At 61.6% G+C, this 21,959-nt stretch carries 11 protein-coding genes; 6 read left to right on the top strand and 5 right to left on the bottom strand.

What is annotated here, in order from left to right; translation table 11 throughout:
* The first annotated feature begins 39 nt into the window (after nucleotides 1-39).
* Nucleotides 40-1,338, top strand: coding sequence for an amino-acid N-acetyltransferase (gene argA / locus SM130_RS20510; protein ID WP_102826714.1), 1,299 nt, complete (start codon nucleotides 40-42; stop codon nucleotides 1,336-1,338).
* 39 nt (nucleotides 1,339-1,377) lie between these two features.
* On the opposite strand, the gene gshA is transcribed toward argA, so the two are convergent.
* The 3 genes from gshA to SM130_RS20495 all read right to left on the bottom strand — a co-directional run bounded on the left by gshA (nucleotide 1,378) and on the right by SM130_RS20495 (nucleotide 5,792).
* Complete coding sequence (gene gshA / locus SM130_RS20505; protein ID WP_102826715.1) at nucleotides 1,378-2,955, bottom strand: glutamate--cysteine ligase; 1,578 nt, start codon at nucleotides 2,953-2,955, stop codon at nucleotides 1,378-1,380.
* A gap of 110 nt (nucleotides 2,956-3,065) precedes the next feature.
* A complete protein-coding gene (locus SM130_RS20500) occupies nucleotides 3,066-3,455 on the bottom strand; it encodes a PaaI family thioesterase (protein ID WP_102826716.1) in 390 nt (129 codons plus the stop codon).
* A 3-nt stretch (nucleotides 3,456-3,458) separates the two neighbouring features.
* Complete coding sequence (locus SM130_RS20495; protein ID WP_102826717.1) at nucleotides 3,459-5,792, bottom strand: Tex family protein; 2,334 nt, start codon at nucleotides 5,790-5,792, stop codon at nucleotides 3,459-3,461.
* Nucleotides 5,793-6,032: 240 nt separating this feature from the next.
* Between SM130_RS20495 and lapG the strand changes: the two genes are divergently transcribed.
* Together lapG and lapD are read left to right on the top strand one after the other, a co-directional pair.
* Nucleotides 6,033-6,728, top strand: coding sequence for a cysteine protease LapG (gene lapG, locus SM130_RS20490; RefSeq protein WP_102826718.1), 696 nt, complete (start codon nucleotides 6,033-6,035; stop codon nucleotides 6,726-6,728).
* Nucleotides 6,729-6,737: 9 nt separating this feature from the next.
* Complete coding sequence (lapD, locus tag SM130_RS20485; protein ID WP_102826719.1) at nucleotides 6,738-8,720, top strand: cyclic di-GMP receptor LapD; 1,983 nt, start codon at nucleotides 6,738-6,740, stop codon at nucleotides 8,718-8,720.
* Here lapD and SM130_RS20480 read toward each other — a convergent pair.
* Both SM130_RS20480 and SM130_RS20475 read right to left on the bottom strand, forming a co-directional pair.
* Entirely contained in the window at nucleotides 8,685-9,014 is a 330-nt protein-coding gene (locus tag SM130_RS20480) for a tryptophan synthase subunit beta (protein ID WP_102826720.1), read from the bottom strand. The genes lapD and SM130_RS20480 overlap by 36 nt on opposite strands.
* A gap of 58 nt (nucleotides 9,015-9,072) precedes the next feature.
* Nucleotides 9,073-16,869: a retention module-containing protein gene (locus SM130_RS20475; protein WP_342369066.1), complete on the bottom strand. Its 7,797-nt coding sequence runs from the start codon at nucleotides 16,867-16,869 to the stop codon at nucleotides 9,073-9,075.
* A 120-nt stretch (nucleotides 16,870-16,989) separates the two neighbouring features.
* On the opposite strand from SM130_RS20475, the gene SM130_RS20470 reads away from it, so the two are divergent.
* The 3 genes from SM130_RS20470 to SM130_RS20460 are packed head-to-tail and all read left to right on the top strand — an operon-like array spanning nucleotide 16,990 to nucleotide 21,887.
* A complete protein-coding gene (locus SM130_RS20470; RefSeq protein ID WP_102826495.1) occupies nucleotides 16,990-18,339 on the top strand; it encodes a TolC family outer membrane protein in 1,350 nt (449 codons plus the stop codon).
* Between the two features lie 22 nt (nucleotides 18,340-18,361).
* Nucleotides 18,362-20,530 carry a type I secretion system permease/ATPase gene (locus SM130_RS20465; protein WP_102826494.1) on the top strand — a complete coding sequence of 723 codons (2,169 nt, stop codon included), beginning with the start codon at nucleotides 18,362-18,364 and terminating at the stop codon, nucleotides 20,528-20,530.
* Nucleotides 20,531-20,537: 7 nt separating this feature from the next.
* Nucleotides 20,538-21,887, top strand: a complete 1,350-nt coding sequence (locus SM130_RS20460; protein ID WP_256044939.1) for an HlyD family type I secretion periplasmic adaptor subunit — start codon at nucleotides 20,538-20,540, stop codon at nucleotides 21,885-21,887.
* The last annotated feature ends 72 nt before the right edge of the window (nucleotides 21,888-21,959 follow it).

The following is a 21,959-nucleotide window of genomic DNA, read 5'->3' as shown; positions in this document are numbered from 1 at the left end:
CCACCCTCAGACGAACAAGACCGCCACGAAGGCTTTTCCATGCACGACTACGTCACCTGGCTCCGCGATTCCTCGCCCTACATCAACTCGCACCGTGACCGCACGTTTGTCGTCATGCTGCCGGGCGATGGCCTGGAGCACGCCAACTTCGCCAATATCGTCCACGACCTGGTGCTGCTGCACAGCCTCGGTGTGCGCCTGGTGCTGGTGTTCGGTTCGCGTCCGCAGATCGAGGCGCGTCTGGCCTCCCGAGGTATCGAACCGCGATTCCACCGCGACCTGCGCGTCACCGATACGCCAACCATGGAGTGCGTGATCGACGCAGTCGGGCATATGCGCATCGCCCTTGAGGCGCGCCTGTCGATGGACATGGCGGCATCGCCCATGCAGGGCGCGCGACTGCGCGTTGCTGGTGGCAACTTCGTCACCGCGCGGCCAATCGGCGTGCTCGATGGCGTCGACCTGCACCACACCGGCGAGGTGCGCCGCATTGATCGCAAGGGCATTGGCCGGCTGCTGGACGAGCGCACCATCGTGCTGCTCTCGCCGCTGGGTTATTCGCCTACCGGTGAGATCTTCAACCTCGCCTGCGAAGACGTAGCGACCCGTGCGGCCATCGACCTGCAGGCCGACAAGCTGGTGCTCTACGGTGCCGAGCCGGGCTTGCTCGACGAAAGCGGCAAGCTGGTGCGCGAACTGCGACCGCAGCAGATTCCGGCCTATGTCGAGCGGCTCGGCAGCCAGTACCAGGCCGAGTTGCTGGACGCCGCTGCGCAGGCCTGCCGCGGCGGTGTGCGGCGCAGCCATGTGGTCAGCTATGCCGACGACGGCGCATTGCTCAACGAGCTGTTCACCCGCGATGGTGGCGGCACGTTGGTGACGCAGGAGCAGTTCGAGCAGTTGCGCGAGGCGACCATCGAGGATGTTGGCGGCCTCATCGATCTGATCACGCCACTGGAGGAGCAGGGCATTCTGGTACGGCGCTCGCGCGAAGTGCTGGAGCGGGAGGTCGAGCAGTTCAGCATCGTCGAGCGCGACGGTCTGATCATCGCCTGCGCGGCGCTTTATCCGATTGCCGATTCGGATGCCGGCGAGCTGGCCTGTCTGGCGGTCAATCCGGAATACCGCCACGGTGGTCGCGGCGACGAGTTGCTCGAACGCATTGAGGAACGCGCTCGCAAGCTGGGGCTGAAAAAGCTAATCGTGCTTACCACGCGCACCGCTCACTGGTTCCGCGAGCGTGGTTTCGAACCGATTGATGTGGACCGCCTGCCGGCCGCACGTGCCTCGCTGTACAACTTCCAGCGCAATTCGAAGATCTTCGAAAAATCACTCTGAGACGGCATCCTGGCGGGCGTTGCGCCCGCCAGTGTCCAGTCAGAGACTCAGGCTGCGCTGGTATTCGACGACGAAACTGTCGAAATCAAGCTCGTCCGCCGCTTCCATCGCAGCCTGTCGCTCCAGTGACTGCTGCGCTGCGGCTTCGAACTGTTCCAGCTCGGCGACACTAAGCGTCCGGCTGCGGAAGTAATCGGCATGGGCCTGGGTCTGGCGCATGGCGAATTGGCTGAAGCTCTCACCGCTACGGCGTAGCTCGTCGAGCACTCGCGCCGAGGGAGTTAGACTGCTGTCGGCCACCTTGGCGCGTTGCTCGGCAAGCGCCGCGACATGTCGAGTGTCGCCATGGCTGCGGTCGAGGAGCGTGGCGACTTGGGCGATCTGGTCAAGCAACTGCTCGGCCCAGGCAGTCAACTGGACGTTTTCGCCACAGCGTTGCAGTTCGAGCTCCGGCCGGCGACCTTCCTTGACCACCTTGAGGAAGTTGTCCGTGGCCGCGACACATTCGCTATCGGCCAGGCACGGGCTATCGCTCAGGGCACAGAACAGCAGGAAGGCATCGAGGAAGTGCGCTTCGCTGGCGTCGATGCCCAGCGGCAGGAACGGATTGATGTCCAGGCAGCGCACTTCAATGTACTGAATGCCGCGCGCGCGCAGCGCCTGCAACGGTCGTTCGCCGGTGGCGGTGACGCGTTTCGGGCGGATGTTGGAGTAGTACTCGTTTTCGATCTGCAGCACGTTGGTGTTGAGCTGCTGCCAGTGGCCGGCGGCGTCTTTGGTGCCCAGTGCCTCGTAGGGAGCGTAGGGCGTGGAGACGGCACGGAAGAGGCTCTCGGTATAGCTGTCCAGGTTGTCATAGCAAGGCGTCAGGCCGGCCTGGGCGTTGTTCTGGTAGCCCAGATCGCTCATGCGCAGGCTGGTGGCGTACGGCAGGTACAGCGTGTTGGCGTCGAGCTTGTCGAGCTGGTGTGGGCGGCCACGCAGGAAGCCGGCATCCAGCGCCGGTGAGGCGCCAAACAGATACATCAGCAGCCAGCTGTAACGGCGGAAATTGCGGATCACGGCGATATAGCGCGTCGAGCGGTAATCCTGCACCGCGCGGGTATCGCCGTCATCGGCCTGCAGCACCGGCCACAACGTCTCGGGCAATGAGAAGTTGTAGTGGATGCCGGCGATGCACTGCATGGTCTTGCCATAGCGCAGCGCCAGGCCTTGGCGGTAGACGTGCTTGAGCCGGCCGATGTTGGAGCTGCCGTATTCGGCGATTGGGATGTCCGCCTCGCTCGGTAGCGGGCAGGGCATCGACGGGCTCCAGAGGAACTCCTCGTCGAGCTTGGCATAGGAGAAGCGGTGGATCGCTTCGAGCTCGGCAAGGGTGTTGTTCGGGTCGCTGTCGGTGCCGGTGATGAATTCCAGCAGCGCCTCCGAATAGTCGGTGGTGATCTGCGGGTGAGTCAGCGCCGAACCCAGTGCAGCAGGGTGAGACGTCATCGCCAGCTGGCCGTGAGCGTCGACGCGCAGGCACTCGCGTTCGATCCCGTGCAGGCATTGGCTGAGCAGTGGCAGGTGGGTGGGCTCGGCCAGCAATGCCAGGCGGTGGGAGAGAAGTGCGCTCAACTTGTGGATTCCTTCACGCGACAGTCGGCCCAATATGGGGATGGAAAAGCCGCTTCACAAGAGGCGACGTTGCTTCGACCGCCGTCGACGCGTGGCGGCTCCGTGGGCGACTACAGGCAGGCGAATGTCGCCTGGGCCTTGGCGACCAGTTTTTCGCCCTGATGAACTTCGGCTTCGAGCACCTGGGTGCGCCGGCCGCCATGCACCACCCAGGCGCGGCAGCGCAGCTCGCCGTCGCTCACCGGGCGGATGTAGTTGACCTTGCACTCCAGCGTCACGCTATTCGGCGCGCCGTCGCCGAGGCTGTGGCTGGCCTGGCCCATGGCGGTGTCGATCAGCGAGAACAGCGCGCCACCGTGCAGCTTGCCGTGCAGGTTGCGCAATCCGTCGTGCATGGTCAGGCCGAGCACCGCCTCGCCATTGCCGACCTGGTGGATCTCCAGGCCGAGCAGGCGGCCGAAGGCGCTGGAGTTGCCCACCGCCTCGACTTCAGTACTCATGGCTCATTTCCTCAATTGCTTGGCATTGGCGAACAGCGCTGCCATGGCGGCATTGGCCGGTGCCGGCTTGTCTTCCTTGGCATGACGCTCGCTGCGCGGTGCGTTGCCGCGAGGCTGTCCGCCAGCCCCACGGGATTGCCCGCCACGCGGGCCATCGGTCTTGGCGCCGGGCGTGTCGCTCATGCGCATGGACAAGCCGACGCGCTGGCGCGGGATGTCCACTTCCATGACCTTGACCTTGACGATGTCACCGGCTTTGACCACTTCGTACGGATCCTTGACGAACTTCTCGGACAGCGCGCTGATGTGCACCAGGCCATCCTGATGCACGCCGATATCGACGAAGGCACCGAAGTTGGTCACGTTGGTCACCACGCCTTCGAGCACCATGCCCGGCTCCAGATCGCTGAGCTTCTCGACGCCATCCTGGAACTCGGCAGTCTTGAACTCGGGGCGCGGGTCGCGGCCAGGCTTTTCCAGTTCCTGGAGAATGTCGCTGACGGTGACCAGACCGAAGCTTTCATCAGTGAACTGCTTGGGGTCCAGGCGCTTGAGGAACGCCGAGTCGCCGATCAGCGAGCGGATATCGCGGCCGGTGTCCTGGGCGATGCGCTTGACCAGCGGATAGGTTTCCGGGTGCACCGCCGAGGCGTCCAGCGGGTTGTCGCCATTCATCACGCGGAGGAATCCGGCGGCCTGCTCGAAGGTCTTGTCGCCCAGACGCGGTACCTTTTTCAGCTCGCTGCGGGCTTTGAACGCACCGTTAGCGTCGCGGTAGGCGACGATGTTCTGCGCCAGGGTGGTGTTGAGGCCAGAGATACGCGCCAGCAGCGCCACGGAGGCGGTGTTGACGTCGACGCCGACGGCGTTCACGCAGTCTTCGACGACCGCGTCCAGCGAGCGTGCCAGCTTGAGCTGGGAAACATCGTGCTGGTACTGGCCAACGCCGATGGCTTTTGGTTCGATCTTCACCAGCTCGGCCAGCGGGTCCTGCAGGCGGCGCGCGATGGATACCGCGCCACGGATCGAGACATCCAGATCCGGAAATTCCTTCGCCGCCAGCTCAGAGGCTGAGTACACCGAGGCGCCGGCCTCGGAGACCATCACCTTGGTCAGCTTCAGGCCCGGCACTTGTTTGATCAGATCGGCCGCCAGCCTGTCGCTTTCGCGACTGGCGGTGCCGTTGCCGATAGCGATCAGGTCGACGCCGTGCTTGGCGCACAGCTTGGCCAGCACCGCCAGGGTGCCGTCCCAGTCGTTGCGCGGCGCGTGAGGGTAAACGGTAGCGGTATCCAGCAGCTTGCCGGTGGCATCGACCACCGCGACTTTGCAACCCGTACGCAGGCCCGGGTCGAGGCCGAGGGTGGCACGCGGTCCGGCCGGCGCGGATAACAGAAGATCGTGCATGTTGCGCGCAAAGACACCGATGGCGTCGTCCTCGGCCTTGTCGCGCAGCTCGCCGAGCAGGTCGGTTTCCAAGTGAGTGTAGAGCTTGACCTTCCAGGTCCAGCGCACCACCTCACCGAGCCACTTGTCCGCCGCGCGGCCACGGTTGGCGATGCCGAAGCGCTCGCCAATCATGCCCTCGCCTGGGTGCATGCTACCCGGCGTCTCATCCCCGACCTTGAGGCTTACGCTGAGGATGCCTTCGTTGCGTCCGCGGAAGATCGCCAGCGCGCGGTGCGACGGAGTGTTCTTCAGCACTTCGTCATGCTCGAAGTAGTCGCTGAACTTGGCGCCTTCATTCTCCTTGCCTGGCACCACGCGGGCACTGAGCGTGGCGTTGTGCTTGAGGAAGTCGCGCAGCTTGGCCAGCAGGTCGGCGTCTTCGGCGAAGCGCTCCATGAGGATGTACTTGGCGCCTTCGAGCAACGCTTTCACATCGGCAAAGCCCTTTTCGGCGTCGATGAAACGTTCGGCTTCCTGCTCAGGCGTGAGCTCCGGGTTGCCGAACAGCGCATCGGCCAGCTCGCCGAGACCTGCTTCCAGGGCAATTTGGCCCTTGGTGCGGCGCTTCTGTTTATAGGGCAGGTAAAGATCTTCGAGGCGGGTCTTGGTGTCGGCAAGGTCGATCTCGCGCTTGAGCTCGGGCGTCAGCTTGCCCTGTTCCTCGATGCTGGCGAGGATGGATGCACGGCGATCATCCAGCTCGCGCAGGTAGCGCAGGCGCTCTTCCAGGTTGCGCAGCTGGGTATCGTCGAGGCTGCCGGTGACTTCCTTGCGGTAGCGGGCGATGAAGGGCACGGTGGAGCCTTCGTCGAGCAGCGCCACGGCGGCGGCGACCTGTTGCGGGCGTACGCCCAGCTCGTTGGCGATACGGGAATTGATGCTGTCCATGTGTTGTCCTGCGGGCGGAATGACGGCCGGCCGGCCAGAAAAGCGGGCAAGTATAACTGCCGCTGCCCGGCTTCGGGCGTTCGTGACGGCAAACCCACCTGGCACGCTGGCCAGCCGTCGCGCCAGTAGGCGTGGCGCTTGTGTTTTAGCCGCCGTCCCGCCAACATCCAGTGTTCGAGTGGCACTGCGCCATCAGCTGCGGCTGCTTCCCATCCCGTCCGCCGTTCAAGAGTTGTAGTCATGTTTGGCCAGACGCGGCTTGTCCCTATCCGCTACGTCATCGCTTTGCTGGGTGCGCTGGGTCTTGCCCAGCTTGTCTGGGCGGTGGCCGACGACTGGGATTTCACGCGCATCCTGAGTCAGGCCGAGAAACGCTACGGCCCTCTCGGTGAAGGGCGTGAGCGTCTGTTGGCCTGGGAGGCGCTGTTGAACGAACAGGTGTCGGCTACGGAACATGAAAAGCTGCGTGCGGTGAACAACTTCTTCAATCACCAGCTGCGCTTCGAGGACGACCTCAAGCTCTGGCGGCAAACCGATTACTGGGCGACCCCCGTCGAAGCCTTGCGCATCGGTGGGGGTGATTGCGAAGACTATGCGATCGCCAAGTACGTGAGCCTGCGGCGTCTCGGTATCTCGGCCGATAAATTGCGTATCACCTACGTCAAGGCAGTCAGGCTCAACCAGGCGCACATGGTGCTGACCTATTACGAGCAGCCCGGTGCGATACCGCTGGTGCTGGACAATCTGGTCGGTGGCATCTTGCCGGCGACCCAGCGCAACGATCTGGTGCCGGTCTACGCATTCAATGGCGAAGGGCTGTGGCTGCCGGGGCGTAGCGGCGACAAGCAAGTGAGCGACAGCAAGAAGCTGTCGCGCTGGCAGGATTTGCTGAAAAAGATGCACGCGGAAGGTTTTCCGGCCGGGTCCGGATCGTAGGAGTTTCACATGTCCCTGTTCAAACAGCTGTTGCTAGCGATCTGCCTGTTTCTGCTCGCCGCGTTCACCGGCAGCTTCGTGGTCAGCCTGGAGAGTTCGCGCGATCAGTACGCCAACCAGCTGCGTTCCCATGCACAGGACGCGGCCACGGCGCTGGGTTTGTCCCTGACCGCCAATATCGACGATCCAGCAATGGTCGAGCTGGTGGTCAGCTCACTGTTCGATAGCGGTTATTACCAGTCGATCCGGGTGATCGAGCTGGAAACCGAGCAGGCCATGATCGAGCGGCAAGCCGAGCCGGATGCCGGCAGTGCGCCGCGGTGGTTCGTCAGCCTGATCAATCTGCAGCCGGAAGGCGGTGAGGCGATCGTCAGTCGCGGCTGGCAACAGGCCGCCCGCGTCGAGGTAGTCAGCCACCCGATGTTCGCCGTATCGCGCCTGTGGCAGAGCACCCTCGGCATGTTCGGTTGGCTGGTGCTCTGCGGCGTGGTCAGCGCGCTGCTAGGCGCAGCGTTGTTGCGGCGCCAGTTGCGCCCGCTCGACGATATGGTCGAGCAGTCCCAGGCAATCACTCGCCGTGAATTCCTTAGCGTGCCGCAGCTGCCGGAAACCCCGGAGCTGCGCCGCGTGGTGCTGGCCATGAACCTCATGGTGGAGAAGCTCAAGGCGCTGTTCGACGAAGAGGCGCGCCGCAGCGAGCGCTTGCGTGACGAGGCGTATCACGATGGCCTGACCGGCCTGAGCAACCGTCGACACTTCGACATGCAGCTGCAGGCTCGCTTGAGTGGCGAAGACCTGGCGGGTAGCGGTTACATGTTCCTGCTCAGGATCAATGATCTGACCGGCCTCAATCAGAGGCTCGGCGGCGCGCGTACGGATGAGCTGTTGCGTGCGGTCGCCGAACAATTGCGCCAGGTCACCGCTGATCGCTTCCTGATCGGACGCACACGCGGTGGTGAGTTCGCCATGCTCGCGGTGGGCCTTGATCTGCTCGAAGCCACACGTCTGGCCGAACAGGTAGAGCATGCATTGGCGTCGCTGCAGCAGACCGGACTTACCGATCTACTGCCGGTAGCTCACATCGGCCTGACGGCGTTTTCTCAGGAAAATTCGGCTGCATCACTCTATGGCTCGCTGGATCAGGCCCTCGCGCAGGCGGCCAGCCAGCAGCGTTCGGCCTGGGCATGCTACGAGCCTAGCGCAGTCGCAGCGGTCGCCGAGCAGCACCAGGATTGGTATCAGCTTCTCGATGGTGCACTTGAGAACGGCCTGCTGCAGTTGTATTTCCAGCCAGTGATGAGCGCCATGGAGCCGCAGCAGCAAATCCACAGCAAGGTGCTGGCGCGTCTGGTGGACAGCCAGGGCGAAGTGGCGCCGGCGGCGCGCTTCCTGCCGTGGCTAGAGCGCTTCGGCTGGACGGCGCGGCTGGACCTGGCCATGTTGCGCCAGACGCTGGCGGCCTTGGAAATTCATCACTCACCGTTGGCCATCAGCCTTTGCGGCGCCACGTTGAGCGATCCTTCCTCCAACGAGGAGGTGTTCGAATTGCTGGCACGGCATGGCGATGTGGCAGGTCTGCTGACGATCGAGCTGGACGAGTCTCAGCTACCGGACCAGGCAAGCCTCGAGCAGCTGGCACGGCGTCTGCGGCAGCTGGGTTTCGGGCTTGGCATTCAGCACTTTGGCGGCCGTTTCAGCATGATCGGCAACCTCGCGCGTCTTGGCCTCGGCTATCTCAAGGTTGATGGCAGCTATCTGCGCGGTGTCGATACCGAGGATGACAAACATCTTTTCATCCAGGCGATGCAGCGTGCCGCCCACAGCATCGACCTGCCGCTGATCGCTGAGCAGGTAGAAACGGAAGGGGAGTGGATGACCCTTCGCGCGTTGGGTTTCGAAGGTGGACAGGGCCGGTTGCTGGGCAATCCGGCGCCTTGGCAAACCGGCGAAAGCTGGTCAGATCAGGCCGGTGTCGTCATCGTCGACCAGTAAGCGTGTCGAGCCGAGCGCATTGCGCGCCCGGCTCCGCCCTGCCAGTTTGGCCTGGGCCGAATCCGGTAGGTCGGTAATACGCAGCACGCCCTTGTCGATCAGGGCGTGAATCAAATCCTCCAGTACCCGCACCATCTCCAGATCGCTCTGGCGCAGATGGGCAAGGCTGTCCTGGGCGGCGAGCCAGGCGCGAACCTCGCTGTCGTCGTCCGGTAGCTCACCGGTCATGTCGTCGAAGGGCACCGGCTCAATTTTGAGCAGACGCCCGTTTCCATCACGCTTGATATACGGCATGGGTTTATCCGATCGGAAGATGTGCGCCCTGCGCACCATTGGTGCGCAGGGCATGTCCTCAAGTGTGGTCGATCTTGATCAGGTCGTGCTGACCGACCAGCGCATTGATGATATCCGCCGAGGTCGAACCGTAGGACGAGAGGTTCACAGCGCTGCCGCTGTTTTCCAGCTTGATGGTCACGTCAGCGTTGCTGCCGCTGTCATTCAGGACTCCGGTGGTGCTGATCTGTAGCGTTGACGTGGCGGTGTCGATCCGCAGGTAATTGAGGATGTTGCCATCGTTCTCGCCCTGAAGCAGGTCGCGCAGATCGATCCGGTCACCTTCGCTCGCATTGAAGTCCTTGATGACATCGTTGCCAATGTCGCCTGCTTTCCAAACGAAGGTATCCGCGCCGGTTCCGCCGTAGAGGATGTCGTTGCCCTCTCCGCCGATGAGAATGTCGTTGCCACCCTGGCCGTACAGAATGTCATTACCCGCGCCGCCATTGAGAATATCGTTGCCGCCGCGAGTGTCGTCTGCGACGTTGAATTGCTCATGGTGGGCGCGAATGTAACCGTACAGATCCGCGTCGGTAGGCTCGACGCCATTCTTCATATCGAGGAACTTCTCAAGCGCCGCAACCCCCGAACCGTTGGGCAAGTTATCCGGCTTTATCAGATTGTTTTCAGCCCATGGCAGCTTATCGGTATTGATAACATCACCGAAGATGATGTCGTGACCCGCTCCGCCGTTCACTGTGTCATTGCCTATCGACACAAGGCTGTTACTGCTCGATCCGCCGTTCAAGGCAGCCTGTAGGTCGGCGGCGCTATTGACGATGTCGACGCTACCGACCGGAGCGGTGTAGCTGATGGGCACCGTCGCTGTGAGAGCAATATCATCGATAAGCGCCGTGGCGGTTGAACCGTTGGATGAGTTGTCCTTGACGGTATAAACAAGCCGGTAAGTACCGCTGCTTAGCGACGATGAAGTTATATTTCCCGTTGACGAACCAGTACTTACGCTCGTCCAACTGATCGCCCCATTTGCGTCGATTGCTTGTTTCTGCACTGCCCACGAGAAGGAATCGCGGCTGCTTTGCGAGCCGTTGCTCACCCAGTTCGTAGTAGCGACGCTAAAGCGAAGCGTTGCACCGTCTGCGGTAATAGCGAACTCGCTGCTTGTAGCTGTTGTTCCGGCGCTGGATCCGGTGACCCTTAGTGTTCCGCCCGTGATCGTGCCGCCGGTCCAATTATTGGAAGAGCCCAGCACGCCCGTATCACCGGAACTAAATGTGGCCAAGCTGGTGGTTTCTGTGGTGTTGCCGAAGCTCACTGCACCGGAGGCCAGCCCCGTTCCACTGGTGTTGTCGAAGAACTTCAGATAGGTTTGGTTGATGTCACTGCCGATCCCGATGGCATGAACCTGGCTTATCGCGCTTAACGGGGCGAAGCCTTCCAAGGAGTTTTCGAAAACGGTGGCAGTAGTCGAGCTGGCGGTTCTATTGGCACCGCTTGCATCGACGTAAGCGGTTGGGTCTCCATCCGTGAGAAAGTAAGTAAGGTTCTGGTAACCGACTGATGGCTGCCCTTGGAGCCATGTGGTTGCGCTATTGAATGCGGCTTCATAGTTGGTGTTGCCGCTTGCGTTCAAACCGTTGATTGCTGCGTGCAGCTGTGAAACCTCAGCAGCCGAATCGAAGTCACTAATCGCCAACACCTGAGTTGCGCCAGTAGCGAAGCTGATCAAGGTGATGTTTACCTTGCCGTCATGCTCGGCCAATTGACTAGTAAACGCACGCAGTGCCTCTTTCATCAGCGTCATTCGTGCCGTGGACATGCTTCCGGATACATCCACTAGCAACGCTACGTTGTAGTTCGTTGCTGGCTGGATGGTAGTCAACGTACCCCCAGTATCGCCCAGTAACACATCGTTGCCGTTGCCGCCGTTGATAATGTTGTCAGCGTTGCTGTTTCCGTCTGCGCCAATCTGGAGCGTGTTGGTTGGATGCACAGTAATTGGCAAGGTGAGCGCGGTGCTGGCCGCATCGCCATTGCTTTTCTCGGTAGCGGTCGCGTTGATTGTCAGCTCGAATTTGCCTGAATAGCCGGTTGGCGGGGTAACGGTCAATGTCCCGAGGTTCCACTGGCTGATATCGACCTTACTTACGTCACCGTTTGCCGTGAACGTGTGCGTGCCATCACTCAAACGCACCCCGGCCGGAATGTCCGAGACCTCGAGCGACAGGCTCTCTGACCCGTCGCGGTCGACCAGTTCGGCCGTCAGACGTGATAGGAGAATGGTGCTGCCCTGAGCGCCCTCGTTGTAGTCATAGGACTGGTAGTAGGCGCTGCCAGAGGCGTCGTAGGACAATTCCGATAGACGCAAGCCGTTGGCCAGCAGGTCAGTGGAGTTCTGGTAGAGCTCCACATTCGCTGTTGACAGATCCTCGACCGGGCCTCCATTGACCCGGAGATTGACGTCTAGATTGCCTGCCCCGGACTGGTTGTGCTGATAGATCGCCAGCGTGTAGTACCCGGAGCTTGCAGGCGTAAAGTTTCCGCTGAAGCTACCGCTGGACCCACCCCAAGTCGCGTTGGCGACATTGGTGCCGCCGATCACTACGGCGACGCTGTCATCACCCACACCGCTAAATGTGTAAGTTTTTCCAGCTTCTAGGTAGATCAGACCGGACAGCTTGTTCGCAACCCCGGCGGCCACGCTGCCTACGTTGGCATCGGTTAGTGTCGATGAACTAGCTGGGGATCCCGCTGCGTCGATAGTCGCTTTCAGCGTTGATGGATTGGCGCCACTGCCTGTGCCGCTCAAGCCAGAAAGTTGATTCCAGGTCTGTAGCAGTAACCCGGTTGGCTGAGGAGCGGAGGTTGGTGCTGTAGTTAGTACGGGGGCATCGGCAACAGCACCGATCGAAAGGATAGCGGTGGCGGTTGCAGTGCCGCCGTTACCGTCGCTGACCGTATATTCGAAGGATGCTGGGCCGCTGTAGTTTGCCGTTGGAGTGAATACTACGTTTCCGTTGGCCAGCTCGACGGTGCCGTTAACCGCATTCTGTACATTTACCAACGACAACGCATCGCCGTCCGGGTCGCCGTCGTTGCCTAGCAAATCTGCTGAGTCGAGGCTGAGCGGCGTGTCTTCGGCGGTCTGGAAGCTATCGTCTTGGGCGATAGGCGCGTCGTTGGTGCCGGTGATGGTGACGGTCACGGTGGCCGGCGTGCCATCAATGCTGGTGACCTCGAAGCTTTCCTGAACCTGCTGGCCGACATTCAGCTCATTGAAAGCGCTGCTGGCGACGAAGGTCCACTGACCATTGGCGGCCAGGGTGAAGGTGCCGTTGTCACGCACGATGGTTGCTGCAGTGAAGCTGTTGTCGGCGTTATCGACGTCGGTGCTGGTCAGCGTGCCGTTGAGGGTCAGCGGTGCGTTGGTTTCAGCGGCTGTTTGAGCGACATCACCGGCGATCACGGCGGCATCGTTGGTGCCGGTGATGGTGACGGTCACGGTGGCTGGCGTGCCATCGATGCTGGTGACGCTGAAGCTTTCCTGAACCTGCTGGCCGACATTCAGCTCATTGAAAGCGCTGCTGGCGACGAAGGTCCACTGACCATTGGCGGCCAGGGTGAAGGTGCCGTTGTCACGCACGATGGTTGCTGCGGTGAAGCTGTTGTCGGTGTTATCGACGTCGGTGCTGGTCAGCGTGCCGTTGAGGGTCAGCGGTGCGTTGGTTTCAGCAGCTGTTTGAGCGACATCACCGGCGATCACGGCGGCATCGTTGGTGCCGGTGATGGTGACGGTCACGGTGGCTGGCGTGCCATCGATGCTGGTGACCTCGAAGCTTTCCTGAACCTGCTGGCCGACATTCAGCTCATTGAAAGCGCTGCTGGCGACGAAGGTCCACTGACCGTCTGCGGCCAGGGTGAAGGTGCCGTTGTCACGCACGATGGTTGCTGCGGTGAAGCTGTTGTCGGTGTTATCGACGTCGGTGCTGGTCAGCGTGCCGTTGAGGGTCAGCGGTGCGTTGGTTTCAGCAGCTGTTTGAGCGACATCACCGGCGATCACGGCGGCATCGTTGGTGCCGGTGATGGTGACGGTCACGGTGGCCGGCGTGCCATCAATGCTGGTGACCTCGAAGCTTTCCTGAACCTGCTGGCCGACATTCAGCTCATTGAAAGCGCTGCTGGCGACGAAGGTCCACTGACCATTGGCGGCCAGGGTGAAGGTGCCGTTGTCACGCACGATGGTTGCTGCAGTGAAGCTGTTGTCGGCGTTATCGACGTCAGTGCTGGTCAACGTGCCGTTAAGGGTCAGCGGTGCATTGGTTTCAGCGGCTGTTTGAGCGACATCACCGGCGATCACGGCGGCATCGTTGGTGCCGGTGATGGTGACGGTCACGGTGGCCGGCGTGCCATCAATGCTGGTGACCTCGAAGCTTTCCTGAACCTGCTGGCCGACATTCAGCTCATTGAAAGCGCTGCTGGCGACGAAGGTCCACTGACCGTCTGCGGCCAGGGTGAAGGTGCCGTTGTCACGCACGATGGTTGCTGCGGTGAAGCTGTTGTCGGTGTTATCGACGTCGGTGCTGGTCAGCGTGCCGTTGAGGGTCAGCGGTGCGTTGGTTTCAGCAGCTGTTTGAGCGACATCACCGGCGATCACGGCAGCATCGTTGGTGCCGGTGATGGTGACGGTCAGGCTGCTGTTGCCGCTAGCCCCATGCTCATCCGTCACGCGATAAGGCACTGTAAGGGTTAGTGATTCGCCCTGGCCCAGAGACTGGTATGCCTGGTCGGCCGCGTCGAAGGTCCAGGCTCCGTTGCTGTTGAGGCTGAAGCCAGCGGGCAGAGAGTCTGTGGCAGCGAAGCTCAGAACCGCACCATTGTCCACGTCGTTAGCCGATAGCTGTCCGCTGAGCAAGTCGTCTTCGTCGATGCTGACGGTTCCGGGCTGAGCGATGGGGGCGTCGTTCGTACCCGTAATGGTCAGGGTCAGCGTGCTTTGGCCGACGGCACCGTGCTGGTCTGTCACCTCATAGGCAATGACCAATGTTTGTATCTCGCCAGCGGCCAGTGAGTCGTAGGCGCTGTCGGTAGCATCGAAGGTCCAGCGGCCATCACTGCCCAGCGTAAAGCCGGCCGGTGCGTCGCCGGGCAGGCCGAAACTCAGGGTTGCGCCTTGATCAACATCGCTGGCGAGCAGCTGGCCGCTTAGCGTGCCAAGTTGTATGAGGCTGGACAGATCAGCGTTGGTCGCACCGTTGGTGGTAAGCGTCCAGCCTGCGCTGGCTGGGATCACGTCCCCAACGCTCGCGTCTGCGGTTGCGTTCGTGGACAGGTTGCTCAGCGAAAGCGTCGAATTGACGCCGCTATCGTTCACGTCGGCAATGCCGATCACGAGCGTGTAGGTTCCTGGCACGTCGAACCGATGGCTGAAGCCTTGCACGCCAGAGTTGCCACGGTCGCCGACCGTGGCGACGTCGCTCAATACCTGCACGGGCTGGCCGTTGACCTGCACGAAGGCGAAGTCGTTATAGGGCAAGTAGTCCGAAGTAGCGAATTGCCAGTCAAAGCTTACCGTCTCGCCGGCGGCGCTGGTGATGACGGTCAGGGTTATTGCCGAGCCCTCGGTGGCTGCGCTCACTGCACCAACGGTGGTAGTTGCGCCTTCAATGGCGCTGGCCGAGGCTGGCTGAGCGATGGGCAGGTCATTGGTGCCGGTGATGACGAGGGTGAGGCTTTCGCTACTGCTTGCACCGGCTGCATCGGTGACCGTGAAGGGCACCTGCAGCGTTAGCGTTTGGCCTTGAGCGAGGTGCTGATAGGCCGCATCGCTGGTATCCAGCGCCCAGCTGCCATTCGCGGCAAGGGTGAAACCGGCAGGTGCAGCATCGTTCAGGCTGAAGCTCAGAGAGTCGCCTACGTCGACATCGGATGCGGAAAGCTGGCCGGTAACCAACCCCGTATCCTCGCTGGCTTCGGCCTGAGTGGCCTGGGCGACCGGTGCATCGTTCACCGCTGCGACGTTAACGGTCACTGTGGCGGTATTAGATGTGAAGGTGCCGTCCGTGACGGTGTAGCTGAAGTTGGCCGCGCCATTGAAGTTGGCATCGGGGGTGAAGGTGACGGTGCCATCGGTATTGAGTACTGCAGTTCCGCCACTGCCGCTGGTGACACTGGCGATGCTCAGGTTGGCGCTGTCCACGTCGCTATCATTGCCCAGCAGGTCGGCCGCCGAGTAGGTGATGACGGTGTCTTCGGTGGCAACTAGGCTGTCGTCCATGGCGACCGGCGCGTTGTCATTCAGGTTGGCTTCGATCAGCGTGATGGCGGCCACTGAGACATTGCCTGCGGCGTCGAGGGCTTCTATCGCGTAGCTGTGTTGGTTCGGCGCCTGCTCAAAATCATTGACCCCGGATTGAGCGCCCGCCTGGGTCAGCGTAATGCGTCCTTGCGTGTCGATCTGGAAATAGCCATCGGCACTGGTATCGCTACCGGTGGCGGCGAACCGGAAGGCGGTCACGCCAACAGTATCCTGGGCGCTAACGCTGCCGATCAGGGCTCCGCTAGGCTGGTTTTCGCTGTAAGTGAACTCTTGTCCGGTAGTAATTGATGGGGCTTCGATATCCACTGTGTACTGGTTGGATGTCTGTGCTGTCCCCACATTACCGGCGGCATCGGTGTGGCTGACGACCGCGCTGATCTGCGTGTTATCTGCCAACTCCCCAGTGCCCACGTTGATGCTAAAGCCAAGCTCTCCACTGGGTAGCTCAATGACCGCGCCCGAATAGCTGCTGCCGCCCAGCGTCAGTGTCACGGTGTCGCCTACCGCAACTTCGCCTGTGACTTTGCCCGTGACGGTCACGATGTCGCCGCCATGTTCACTGGCATTGAGGACGTTGTCTTCTGTGATCGGGTCGATCGTAATGGTCAGTACCGGGGCCTGCGTATCGAGCACGAAGCTGATAGTCGTGGCGCTCGATGTATTCCCGGCCGCGTCGGTCTGGCGCACGGAAACGGTGTTACTGCCTTCTGCCGGCGTAAAGGACGAGGTCCAGGTCTGCCCGCCATCGGTGCTGTATTCCACAGTAGCGCCGGTTTCGATGTCGCCGATGTTCAGCGTGCCGTTGTTGGTGATGCGGTCGGTCGGATTGGCACTGTCGAACTGCAGAGAAACCGTCGGAGCGTCCGGTGCGGTGGTATCGAGGAAGGTATTGACCGGCGCGCCGCTGTCTTCTTCGTTGGCAAGGGCTGCCGAGGACAGACCATCTGTGCTGAAGCCGATAGTGGCTTGTACTTGCTCACCGGTTTCATCCAGAACGATGGCGGTGTGACCGCCACCGGAGCCGCCGGCACCACCGCCCGCGCCAGGACCGGCAGCGGTTGCTTCAAGGTCGGTAGTCGGGTCGAAACCGTCGGCGATGGCTTGTTCCAGGTCCGAGATCGGCTCGGATTCACCTGCGCTGGCCAGCTCGCCAGCCTGCCAGGATGCCGACTCGCCTAAGCTCACCATTTCACCATTCGGTAGCTCCAGCGTAACGGCGCTGCCGGGTTCGGTCAGCACCTGCTCGCCGCTAAACAGCCGGTCACCTTCAAACAGAGCGCGACGGACTCCTTCCGCCGAGATGGCAAACGCTTGGCCGATAACGCTTTTCACGACGACGTAGTTAGAGCTCATGCTCTTTGCTCCGAATGGTAGATGTGGTCCGGTCTGGCGGCTGATAGGGTGCCGCTGACTGCACTGAAAGTATCTAGTGTTTTTTTGACGCTTGAAAAAAGTCGACGAGTGGAGGGTCAATCTATTGACCCTTGATAGTGTGATGTTAAACAATGCGCCCGCTGATGTCACTGTGATATCAGGCACGTATTTTTATTAAGGTGCAGACGCTTAGTCAGTAGTGGCATTACGTACCAATCCGGCCCGTTATGCGCTCTGCCACCGCCTTGGCCTTGCCACTCGCTCAACTCTTTCGGAATACGCCTCATGAAGCCTTTCGCCTTGGTGCTTCCCCTGTTCCTCGCTGTTTCGGCCGCCGCTCACGCGCAGTCCTTGCAAGAAGCGATGCGCAGCGCGCTCGACACTCACCCTGAAATCAGCGCAGGTGTTCACGCCCGTATGGCGGCCGAGGAGCAGCTGCGATCCGCTAAAGGTGGCTACCTGCCGCGCGTGGATGTGGTGGCCGGTTATGGTCGTGAGGGCACCGATAGCGTCAGCACTCGGCAGGGCGACGAGCACGGCTACCGGACGTTGAGCCGTGGCGAGGCGAGCCTGACCGCCCAACAGATGCTCTTCGACGGTTTCGCTACGTCCAGCGAAGTCAAGCGTCAGCGTTCTACGGTCAACGCGCGCGCCTATGAATTGATGGGCAGTGCGGAGCGCACTGCGCTGGAAGTGACCCAGGTATACCTGGACGTACTCCGTCGCGAGGCTCTGGTGCGTCTGGCAGAAGAAAACCTGCGCAGCCATGAGCGCATTTTCGACCAGATCAGCATGCGCAGCCGCCAGGGTGTTGGCCGTATGGCCGATCTCGATCAGGCAGAGGCCCGCCTGGCTCAGGCGCGCAACAATCTGATTACAGAACAGACCAATCTTGCCGATAGCCAGGTCAACTACTTCGCTCTGGTTGGCCAGATGCCCCGTGATCTGAGCAGGCCCTCGCTGGCCACGGTAGAGCTTTCGCCGAGCCTGGAGCAGGCTCGCGAGAAGATGCTGGTGGAAAATCCACAGCTGCGTTCGGCGCAGTCGGACGTCAACGCCGCTGAGGCGCAGATGCAGGCTGCGAAGTCCGATTTTTACCCGCGCTTCGCGCTTGAGCTGGCCAGTGGCGCGAACAACAACATTGATGGCGTACGTGGGCACGAGAACGAATGGCAGGCGATGGTGCGCATGCGCTACAACCTGTTCGCCGGTGGTAGCAACAGCGCCGATCTGCGCGCTCGCGCCAACCAGGTCGGGCAAGCCATGGACATCCGTAACAACGCCTTGCGCCTGCTCAGCGAGGAAATGGGGCTGGCGTGGAACGCGCTGAATAATGCCCGGCTGCAGCTGCCGATCGCGCAGGATTACGTAGACCGTAGCAGCCGCGTACGTGATTCCTATCAGCAGCAGTTCACCCTAGGTGAGCGCACCCTGTTGGATTTGCTGGACAGCGAGAACGAGTTGTTCACCGCTGCGCGCCGTCTCGAAGACGTGCGCTTTAGTGAGGCATTGAGTCACTACCGCATTCAGGCGGTCAGCGGTTCTTTGCTGCGCAACCAGGGGGTCGTGGCCCCCCTGGCCGCCGTGCCGATGGATGACGTGCGCGCTCAGGTCCAATTGCCCGGGATGAATTGAGAGGTCGGCCCGCAGGGGTCTTATGATTCAACCTCAGGATGCTGTAACACCCGAGCCGGCCTTGCGCCTCGACCCGCGTGCAAATCATGACGATCCACTGCTGGATGGCCTGCTGTCACTCTGCGCCTTCCATCAGAAGCCGGCCAGCCGGGCTACGCTCAGCGCCGGCTTGCCGCTCGCTGATCATCGACTGACGCCCGAGTTGCTGCCGCGTGCTGCGGCGCGGGCTGGTCTGCGTGGTCGCTGGCTGCGTCGTCAGCTGTCTCAGATTCCCGCCCTGGCATTGCCTGCTCTGCTGCTGTTGCGTGACGGTCGTTGCGCGCTGTTGCTGGGCTGGCAGCCTGACGGCCGGGCACGGGTCATGCCCAGCGAATCAGAAGGCGGAGAGCTGGATGTCACCCGTGAAATTATCGAGGAGGACTACACGGGGCAGGCTTTCTTCGCTCAGCCTCAGCACCGCTTCGATCTCGATCGCGGCGAGCTGATCCCGCGTACCACTCACTGGTTTCGCGACACGCTGAAGCGTTCGCGCTGGCTGTATGTCGATGCAATCGCGGCCAGTTTCGTGATCAGTCTCATTGGGCTGGTCACGCCGTTGTTCGTGATGAATGTCTACGACCGCGTAGTGCCGAACCAGGCTGAGGCCACGCTCTGGGTGCTGGCTATCGGCATCAGCGGCGCCTTCGTGTTCGATCTGCTGCTCAAGACCTTGCGCGGGCTGTGTCTGGACCTTGCCGGCAAAAAAACTGACCTGATCATCTCCGCCACGCTTTTTGAGCGAGTGGCGGGCATGCTGATGCGGCATCGCCCGGCACGCGTCGGTACCTTTGCCCAGCACATTCATGAATTTCAGTCGTTGCGTGAGTTTCTCGCTTCGCTGACGCTGGCAAGCCTGATTGATCTTCCGTTTACCTTACTGATCATCGGAGTCATTGCGCTGATCGGTGGGCATCTGGCGTGGGTTCCGCTGTTGGCGTTTCCCTTGGTGGCGGCCCTGAGCTTTGCTTTGCAACGGCCCCTGGCCGATACGCTGGAGCGCACCATGGCGCTCTCTGCCGAGCGCCAATCGAGCCTGATCGAGACGCTGGCCGGCCTGGATGCGGTGAAAACCAGCAATGCCGAGAGCGAGCGCCAACACCTCTGGGAGCAGACCATTGGCAGTCTCAGCCGGTTGGAGCTGCGGGCGCGCCTGCTGTCGAGCCTGGCGCTCAATTCGACCATGGCGCTGCAACAGTTCGCCGGCGTCGTGATGATCGTGCTCGGCGTGTATCAAATCATCGATGGCCAGCTGAGTATGGGCGGCCTGATCGCCTGCTACATGCTCAGCGGCCGAGCGCTGGCCCCGCTCGGGCAGGTCGCGGGTCTGCTTACGCGGTATCAGCAGGCCAAAGTTACCGTGCGTTCGGTGAACGACATGATGGCCCTGCCGCAGGAGCGCGCGAGCGGTGAACGGCCGCTCAAGCGTGAGAGCCTGCAGGGTGCGATCGAATTCCGTGGCGTGGATTTCAACTATCCGGAGCAACAGGATGCCGCGCTGCGGCAGGTCAATCTGGTCATTCGGCCCGGCGAAAAGATCGGCATCATCGGCCGCAGCGGCTCAGGCAAGAGCTCGTTGGCCAAGCTGATCGTCGGTCTGCACCAGCCTGATGCCGGCAGCCTGCTGATCGACGGTATCGATCTACGGCAGCTGGATGTCAGCGATGTGCGCAACAACATTGGCTACGTGGCGCAGGACATTCAGCTGTTCTCCGGCACCCTGCGCGACAATCTGCTGATGGGTGCGCGCTACGTCGAGGATGACCGTGTGCTGAAAGTGGCGGAGCTGGCAGGCGTGCATGAGTTTGCCCGTCTGCACTCCAAGGGCTACGAACTGCAGGTCGGTGAGCGTGGCCAGAACCTGTCCGGTGGTCAGCGGCAATGCGTGGCGCTGGCTCGTGCGTTGCTGCTCGACCCGCCGATTCTGTTGCTCGATGAGCCGACGAGTTCGCTGGACAACACCAGTGAAGAACGTTTGAAGCAGCAACTGGCAGCAGCCGCTGCCGACAAGACACTTCTATTGGTTACCCACCGGACCTCGATGCTGAGCCTGGTTGATCGGTTGGTGATCGTCGATCGCGGCCAGATCGTCGCTGATGGTCCAAAGGCGACCATTCTCGATGCATTGAAGAAGGGGCAGATCCGTGTCAGTTAAGCACCCGATCGCTCCAATCCAGGCCCGCAGTGGCCTTGGTTCGCTGTTCAGCTCCGGTAGCGAGCCGTTGCCGGAAGTACGCAAGGCGCTGATCGAGGACGCCCCCCGTCTGGTGCGCCTGACGATCTGGGTGCTGGTCGGTTTCGTCCTGTTCCTCGTGCTCTGGGCGCACTTCGCCATTGTTGACGAGGTCACGCGCGGCGAAGGCAAGGCAATCCCCTCGTCGCGTTTGCAGAAGATCCAGAACCTGGAAGGCGGGATCGTCGCCGAACTCTTCGTTCGCGAGGGTCAGATCGTCGAGGCCGGCGATCCGTTGTTGCGTCTGGACGATACGCGCTTCGCCTCCAACGTTGGCGAAACCGAAGCGGACCGCCTGGCGTTGTCGGTACGCGTGGAGCGCCTGTCGGCAGAGGTCGAGGGGCGTGATCTGATGATGTCCGAAAGCGTACTGCGCGATGCGGCCAACCTGGCGAACAGCGAGCGCGCACTGTTCGAAAGTCGGCGCGACCAGCTGCGTGACGAAATCGGCGGACTGGAAGAGCAGCTTGCCCAGCGTCGGCAGGAAGTGCGCGAGATGAGCTCCAAGCAGGAGCAGTTCCGTAGCAGCCTGGCCCTGTTGCGCAAGGAAATCCAGATGTCCGAGCCGCTCGTGGCCAGCGGGGCCATCTCGCCGGTGGAAGTGCTGCGGCTCAAGCGCGCTGAGGTCGAGAGCCGCGGCCAGCTCGATGCCACTACCCTGGCACTGCCCCGTGCCAGTGCGGCTATCAAGGAAATCGAAAGCAAGATCAGCGAGACTCGTGGGCGCTTTCGCAGCGACGCTCTGACTCAGCTCAACGAGGCGCGTACCGAGCTTTCCAAGCTGCAATCCACTGGCAAGGCGCTGGAAGATCGCGTGCGTCGTACCCTGGTCACCTCCCCGGTGCGCGGTGTGGTCAAGCAGATGCTGGTCAGCACCATCGGCGGAGTCATCCAGCCGGGGAGCGACATGGTGGAGATCGTTCCGCTGAACGATACGCTCCTGATAGAAGCGAAGGTACGTCCGCAGGACATCGCCTTCCTGCATCCGGGCCAGGAGGCCATGGTCAAGTTCAGCGCTTACGACTTCACCGTCTACGGTGGCTTGAAGGCCGAGTTGGAGTACATCAGCGCCGACAGCATCACGGATGAGGAGGGCAACAGTTTCTTCCTCATTCATCTGCGCACCGACAAGAGCCACTTGGGCACCGAAGAGAAACCGCTGCTGATCATCCCTGGCATGGTTGCGACGGTGGATATCATTACCGGCCACAAAAGCGTGCTGAGCTATCTGCTCAAACCGATCATCCGCGCGCGAGCAGAGGCACTTCGAGAACGCTAAGTGGGTGGCGCAGGAAAAATCTGCTAACAATGGCTTCAGTAGGGCCGATCAACACTGCGCAATAATGCGCCG

Origin of the sequence: Stutzerimonas stutzeri (genome assembly GCF_038561965.1) — a bacterium.
GTDB classification, from domain to species: domain Bacteria; phylum Pseudomonadota; class Gammaproteobacteria; order Pseudomonadales; family Pseudomonadaceae; genus Stutzerimonas; species Stutzerimonas stutzeri_AA.
This window is presented reverse-complemented; position numbering and strand designations above follow the sequence as displayed.